Below are 7,355 nucleotides of genomic sequence, written 5' to 3'. Positions count from 1 at the left end.
CCCCGCCGCATCAGATAACCGGCCATATTATCGGTAATTAAGGTAACCGGAATCCCATCCTGCATAAGTTCAAAGGCAGTTAAGCGAGCCCCCTGCAGCAAAGGTCTGGTTTCATCAGCATAAACCTGTACCTGTTTGCCAGCAGCATGGGCAGCTCTGATTACCCCCAGGGCAGTACCAAACCCTGCTGTTGCCAGGGCCCCTGCATTACAGTGGGTAAGAATACGGGCTCCGGAGGGAATCAGCTGTTGTCCATATTCACCCATACGGCGATTCAACTCCAGATCTTCCTGGTGTATAGCTTTAGCCTCCTCCAGAAGAATGTCGGCTATTTCTGCAGGCTGCAAGTGGGATACCTCTAGCAGTTTCTTCTCCATACGATCTAAGGCCCAGAACAGGTTAACAGCTGTAGGCCTGGTGCTGGCCAGGACCTGTTTCACCTCTTGCATTTCCGCCAGAAATTGCTCTCTGGGCAGGTTTTGATGTTCCCGGGCCCCCATGGCATAGCCAAAGGCAGCCGCCGCTCCTATAGCCGGCGCACCGCGCACTTGCATAGATTTAATGGCATTGGCTACCGCCAGATAGTCCGAGGATTGTACATATTCGATGGTTAATGGAAGCCTGGTTTGATCCAGTATCTCCAATATCCCTTCTCGCCAGCGTAAGCTCTCCACAACAATTGCCTCCTTTACAAACTGCCCAGATCCGAAATAGCCCGGCCACAGCTACAATTCCGTTCCTGGGGTAGATTATCCATAACCTCCAGTAATAGGGTTTGCAACTTGCTTGCATTCTGGGCCATCGTTTCCAGTACTTCCGTATGAGTTAAAGGTGTGGGCGATATTCCAGCTGCAAAGTTAGTCACCATGGCAATTGTAGCATAGCAAATTTCCGCTTCTCGCGCCAAAACCACTTCCGGAACGGAAGTCATGCCAACCAGATCTCCACCTAAGCTACGGTACATGCGTATTTCCGCCGGGGTTTCAAAGCGAGGCCCTTCAGTACAAACATACACCCCGCCTTTGGCTATTTCGATGCCTTTTCTGCTTGCAGCCTGAGCGATGATTTCTCGCAAGTGGGGACAATAGGGTTCAGTCATATCAATATGAATAACCCCTTTTTCGCCCCCGGTAAAAAAGGTGGATTCCCGCTGTTTGGTAAAATCCAGGAATTGATCTACCAGGACAAAAGCACCGGGAGGGAATTCCTGTTTCAGGGAACCCACTGCAGCTGTTGCAAAAATCCTCTGAACTCCCAGGTCCTTTAAAGCCTTAATATTTGCCCGGTAATTTACCAGATGGGGGGGCACAGAATGTCCAGCCCCATGGCGATTCAGGAATGCTATTTCCTTGCCTTTGTAAAGTCCTATTTTTACACTGGCAGTGCCATATTCATTTTCCAGCAACTCATCTCGTAAATCGCTAAACAGGCGGGGATCATAAACTCCCGTTCCCCCAATTATCGCTACTTCAATTGCCATTTTTCTACATCTCCTTTGCATCACTTCGGTCAAAGAGGGCAGAGGCAAATTCATGGGGGGCAAAGGGCCTCAAGTCCTCCATCTTCTCCCCGATGCCAATGAATTTCACCGGCACTTTTAACTCGTTTTTAATGGAAATTATCACTCCACCCTTGGCAGTGCCGTCCAGCTTGGTAAGGACAATCCCTGTTACTCCGGCAGCCTCACCAAAGATCTTGGCCTGGTTTACTGCATTCTGTCCTGTAGTAGCGTCCAGTACCAGCAAAACCTCGTGGGGGGCATCCGGAACTTCTCGTTGAATCACTCGTTTAATTTTCTTCAATTCTTCCATCAAATTAACTTTGTTATGCAGCCGCCCGGCTGTATCAATAATGATAACATCAGCTTTTCTAGCTCTAGCAGCTTGCATAGCATCAAAGGCTACTGCCGCCGGATCACTGCCTTCCTGGTGCTTGATCACTTCTACTCCGGCTCTGTTTCCCCAGATTTCCAGCTGGTCAATCGCAGCGGCGCGGAAAGTATCCCCTGCTGCTAGAATGACTTTTTTGCCCTGGCTTTTTAAAAACCAGGCTAGTTTACCAATGGTTGTGGTTTTCCCTACCCCATTTACTCCAACTACGAGAATTACTGAAAACGGCTGCCCTTTCAGATTAAGCTCAATATCCTCTTCTCCTAAAATTCGGGCAACTTCTTCAGCAAGCACATCTTTTAATAGTGATGCATCTTCAATGCGCCTTTCTTTGCATATCTTCTGCAGTTTTTCTACGAGCTGCATGGAAGTAGTCACACCCACGTCTGCCTGAATCAGAGCTTCTTCCAGCTCTTCGAAAAACTCCTCATCGGGTTTACGGTATCCCGTTAATAAAGTCTCAATTTTTTCTACGAAAACCTGCCTGGTTTTGGCCAGACTTTCTTTTAACTTGCTAAAAAAGCCCATGTAATACCCTCCCTCGCAAAAAATGGTTAAGGAGGATGCCTCCTTAACCACTGGCATCATTTTTTAATTTTAGCATAAAGTCTAGACGAGCTCAATTGCTTTACATAAAGCGGTAAATTCCTGGGCAATCCCGAATTTGCGGTTACGGATTTCCGCTTCTGCTTCCGGAGTCTCAGCCTGGAAAAACTCCTGACTGATTTTCTCATCTTCATCTGCCAGCCGGAAAATTTCTTCTCGGACTTCAATTACTGTAGCCCCTTTTATGTTGCCATCCTGGTCGTGACCAATGGCGATAATCGGTCTACCCCAGGTCCCCGGTCCAGCCATAGCGTCTCCCATATGCATGACCCCGGTTCCACCAGGATGGGTATGCACAAAAACGGCATTTTCCGGAACCAGTTTAGCATAAATTTCTTTTAGGCTCCTTCCACTAATGTCCACAGCGCTGGAAGCAATTAGCCGGGAAGGGATATAACCCATACCACCCACTACCGGTTTTCCCATGCCGGTAACATGCCCCTTTTCATCCACAATGCCGATTACCGCTACCTCCCGGCCTTGTCCCACCTCTGTAGACTTTACTACCAGCTCCTGAGCCAGTTCTTTGGCAATAGTATTTACCTCAAACCGCTGGAGCTGCCAGTTTTGCTGGCAAAAGGGCCCTGGCCAGGGTTTTAGCTCTGTCTCTACAACCGAGACAGGCTCTGATAGGTAGAGAAATCTCTGGGCTAATTCATTACTGGCTTGCAATACTCTTCTCTCCTCATTCATATTATCAGCGGCCAGTATATCTAGATCCACTCGCTCGGCTTTAGTTCCCAGGTCGAAATAATCTGGCCTGACATCAATATAACCGATGCCAGCCACACGCTTATGTTTAATACCAATTGCCACAACAGAACAGCCAAAAAAATTAATCCCACTGACATCAGTAATCAAGCCGCTTTTCCCTGGCCGTGTAATAATGAAGACGGCGTTGTCTGGCAAACTCATCAAACCTTCGATCACAGGTCTGCCTTCCATGTTACAGATGTATTTTAAAAGCTGGCGCAGGGGCAAACCTGAAATCCCCCCCTCAACCAGGGGAGTGATACAATCGATAATACCCTGTTCATTGACCAGACCGAACACACCACAATTGCGGCCCTGGCCCAGACGGTTACTGGTTTCCAGAAGCTTATCCACTATCGCTTTGGCAATTCCTTGAACTTTCATCCCTAACCCTCCTGCAGCTTTTGTTTTTAGTTTGGCAAAGCAGGAGGTGTTTCATGCTAAACCTGTTTTAACAAGAACTCATAAAACTTTTGGGCAATTGGCGGAAGAAACACCTGCCGGTGGCGCAATAGATAGAAGGTGCGGCTCAAGTCCAGACCTTTGACCCGTACAGCTGCAATTTTCCCTTCAGCAAGCATATCGGCAACTGCTAAATTGCTTACCCAGCCTGCACCTAAACCGGAAGCAACAGCAGTCACTACTGCCCGGCTGGATCCTAATTCCATCAAAACCGGCAACTGGGATAACTCAATATTTAAAGTTTGTAATCTGGTTTCCACAACCTTTCTGGTTCCAGACCCCTGTTCACGTAAAATCCAGGGAGATTCCCACAAACGCCCTGGCTCAATTTCCTGCACCCCAAACCAGGGGTGTTCAGGCCCTACGATTAGCAAAATCTCATCTGACCGCCAGGGCTGACATTCTAGCAAAGGATCTTTCAAAGCTACACCTGTTACCCCTAAATGCACAGCCCGCTCCAGTAAAAGCTGTCCTACTGCTTCACTATCCGTAATATTAAGCCCCAGGGACACTCCTGGAATGTGATTGCGAAAAGTAGCCAGTAATACAGGCAATAAATACTCCCCGGGAATAGTAGAAGCTGCCAGCCGGATTGTACCGGTCTGGGAAGCTTTCAGTTGCTCCAGCCCATCCTGTAAAATATTCCATTCACTGAGAATGCGTTTGGCCTGTCGGTAAAGCAAATGACCGCCGTCTGTAATAATTAGCTGTTTTTCTCCGCGCTCGATCAAGGGCAGCCCCAGTTCTTCTTCCAGATTTTTGATTTGCAAGCTAACCGCCGGCTGGGTCATATGCAGAACCCGGGCAGCTCTAGTGAATGACCCCAGTTCAACCACCAGACAAAAGGTCTCAAGTTGTCGTAAGTTCATTAAAATTTCACCCTCAAATCCCCAATTCTCCTGGTCACTCGCTGCCGATCAAAATACTCCATTAAGGGAACCATGTATTTGCGCGATGAGTTCAAAGCATCCCGAAACTGGGCCAGTGTTATTTCCTGATGTTTTTCCAGAAGTTCCAGTAAAATATCCTTTGCTTCCTTTAGGGCCCGGCTGTGAAAATATAAATCGTCACTTATTTTTATCAGTCTGCCTTGTTGTTGTAAAAACAGTAGCACTTCCTCCTGCTGCTGGGGTGAAACTGGTAATTTCTCCGCCACTTCAGCCCAGGACGGAGGCTGAAATTTTCCTTTCAGAAAAGCTGTTTCTGCCTGGGCTACTGCCTCGGCTAATTTACCCTTTGCTTCTGGTTGAAAATCTTTTAAGGCGACATCTTGTTCTAAGATTTGCAGCTCCCCATCCTGCTGCCACATATTTAGCAAAGCAGTAAACTCTTTGTTGCTTAAATTTAGATTCAGTTTACCCCTTAGTTCTTCTTTAGAAAAACCGCGCCGCAGCGGATACTGTTGATGATATTTTTGTAAAATCTGTTTGACCGTATCCAACCATAGTAGATAAATATCCCGGGCTATTCCATACTTTTGCTTTTCCACACTGATTTCCAGAGCATCTCCTCTGCCTAGAAGAACTTGTTGAGCAGCCTGGCCCTCCTCTTGTGAGAGCTGTGCCTTTTTAATCAGTTCCTCCCACGTAAGCAGGGCGGATGAAGTGGATTTCATTACATTCAACAATAGTTCATCCGGCTCTCCTTTAAGTTTTTGCAGCAATTGCTCGTTTAGTCCTTCCTGGTATCTCCTGTGACGGGGTGGATGGGCGTCGATAATCTGACCTCCCGCCACAGTATGCATTGGACTGTAAGTACGTACTATAAACCGGTCTCTTTTGGCTGCTACCACAGGTTGTTCTAGTACAAGCTGTACCGGGGCTCTGGTTCCAGCTTCCAATTCTTCTCGATCCAGTAAGCGCAAACGGCAAAAAACCTCACTGGTTCCAAGATAGAAACGCAATCTTTGACCATGTTGTAATGCCTTTTCAACAGTCGGCAATACTTCCAGTTCCACATCCAGACGATAAGTGGGGACGAAGGCGCCAGGAACGGTTAAAACTTCTCCTTTATCCACCTCGTTTATTTCCAGGCCGTGCAAATTAACGGCTACTCTCTGGCCCGCTCTCGCCTCTTCCACCCTTTTACCATGCACCTGTAAACTGCGAATTCGACTTTGTTTACCAGAAGGTAACAGTACAACTTCCTGTCCCATCTGAAGGCGGCCACTAATCAGAGTCCCGGTAACCACAGTGCCAAAGCCTGTTATCGTAAAGACCCGGTCAATCGGCAAACGCGCCTGGCCGGTCGCAGGTCTCTCCTCAATATCACTAACCAGTTTTTCAAGAACAGCAATTAACTCGGGAATTCCCTGTCCAGTCATTGCTGAAACAGCAATAACCGGTGCGCCAGCTAACACTGAATCTTTTAAAACTTCTTCTACCTCTTCGCGGATAAGATCCAGCCATTCAGTTTCTACCAGGTCCGCCTTGGTTATCACCACAACGCCGCCCTTAACCTGAAGTAAATTAATAATATCCAGGTGTTCTCTGGTTTGCGGCATAATTCCTTCATCGGCAGCGATAACCAGCATTACCAGGTCAATGCCACCAACTCCGGCTAACATATTCTTAATAAAGCGCTCATGGCCCGGTACATCCACCAGGCCGATTCTTTGTCCAGAAGGTAAGGTAAAAGGAGCAAATCCCAGTTCAATCGAAATGCCCCGTACTTTTTCCTCTTTCAGCCGGTCAGTATCATGCCCGGTTAGGGCCTTGACCAGGGTAGTTTTGCCATGGTCAACATGGCCAGCAGTGCCGATAATAACCCGCTTCATCGGCTCTCTCCCTCCATCAAACTGGTAAAAGCTGATAAAATCATCTTTTCCTCTCCAGGTAAAACAGTGCGCAAATCCAGCAGGATCCCCTCATCCTTGATACGTACCAATATCGGCCTATCCTGTTGCCGCAAACGCTCTGCCATCAGTTGACAGTCTCGTTGTACAAACTTTATTCTGACTGCATAAGTAGGCAAACTAGTTAAGGGCATTGCGCCTCCTCCTACCTCACTGACCTCAGCTACTACTTGAACCTCAGCCTTATCATGCAATACAGTACGAAGAGAAGTTGCCAGACTTTCTGCTCTGTCCTGTATCTGGTCAGCAGTTAAGGTCAGCAGGCGCAAAGTAGGTATTTCCTGCCATACTCCTTCCGGCTCAAGATAAGCCAGCAATGTTGCCTGCAGGGCAGCAACAGTCATTTTATCGATTCGCAAAGCCCGGTTTAAAGGATGTTTTTTCATTTTGTCCAGAAGACTTTTCTTGCCGACGATAATACCAGCCTGCGGTCCTCCTAAAAGCTTGTCCCCTGAAAAAGTGACGACATCCGCCCCGGCGGCAATTGATGCCTGAACAGTAGGCTCATCACCGATACCTCTAGCAGCCAGGTCTACCAAAAATCCGGATCCCAGATCCTCCATTACCGGCAATTGATAACGTTTACCCAGTTCTACCAAATCAGCCAGGCCAACTTCCTGAGTGAAACCTACTATCCGGTAATTACTGGTGTGTACTTTCAATAACAAGCCCGTATTAGGACCTATAGCTTGTTCATAATCACTGAGCTTAGTTTTATTGGTAGCCCCCACTTCTTTTAAAATACAACCTGACTGGGCCATTACCTCAGGAACACGAAATGAACCGCCGAT

General features: G+C 47.6%; 7 protein-coding genes. All 7 read right to left on the bottom strand.

What is annotated here, in order from left to right; genetic code table 11:
• Positions 1 to 674 (bottom strand): s-methyl-5-thioribose-1-phosphate isomerase (locus JDF658_RS08000; RefSeq protein ID WP_143311976.1); only part of this gene is annotated, 674 nt, incomplete at its 3' end.
• 14 nt (positions 675 to 688) lie between these two features.
• Complete coding sequence (gene mtnP, locus JDF658_RS07995; RefSeq protein ID WP_079907119.1) at positions 689 to 1,480, bottom strand: S-methyl-5'-thioadenosine phosphorylase; 792 nt, start codon at positions 1,478 to 1,480, stop codon at positions 689 to 691.
• A gap of 4 nt (positions 1,481 to 1,484) precedes the next feature.
• On the bottom strand, positions 1,485 to 2,417 hold the full coding sequence (ftsY, locus tag JDF658_RS07990; protein WP_079907117.1) for a signal recognition particle-docking protein FtsY: 933 nt from the start codon (positions 2,415 to 2,417) through the stop codon (positions 1,485 to 1,487).
• An 81-nt stretch (positions 2,418 to 2,498) separates the two neighbouring features.
• A complete protein-coding gene (locus JDF658_RS07985; RefSeq protein WP_079907116.1) occupies positions 2,499 to 3,632 on the bottom strand; it encodes a peptidase S7 in 1,134 nt (377 codons plus the stop codon).
• 56 nt (positions 3,633 to 3,688) lie between these two features.
• Complete coding sequence (locus JDF658_RS07980) at positions 3,689 to 4,579, bottom strand: selenium metabolism-associated LysR family transcriptional regulator (RefSeq protein ID WP_079907114.1); 891 nt, start codon at positions 4,577 to 4,579, stop codon at positions 3,689 to 3,691.
• Positions 4,579 to 6,486: a selenocysteine-specific translation elongation factor gene (gene selB, locus JDF658_RS07975; RefSeq protein ID WP_079907112.1), complete on the bottom strand. Its 1,908-nt coding sequence runs from the start codon at positions 6,484 to 6,486 to the stop codon at positions 4,579 to 4,581. Before selB ends, JDF658_RS07980 begins: the two co-directional genes overlap by 1 nt.
• Positions 6,483 to 7,355: L-seryl-tRNA(Sec) selenium transferase (selA, locus tag JDF658_RS07970; protein ID WP_079907110.1), on the bottom strand; the 873-nt coding region annotated here is incomplete at its 5' end. The genes selA and selB, both read right to left, overlap by 4 nt.

It is taken from the genome of Carboxydocella sp. JDF658 (genome assembly GCF_002049395.1).
Lineage (GTDB): Bacteria > Bacillota.
This window is presented reverse-complemented; position numbering and strand designations above follow the sequence as displayed.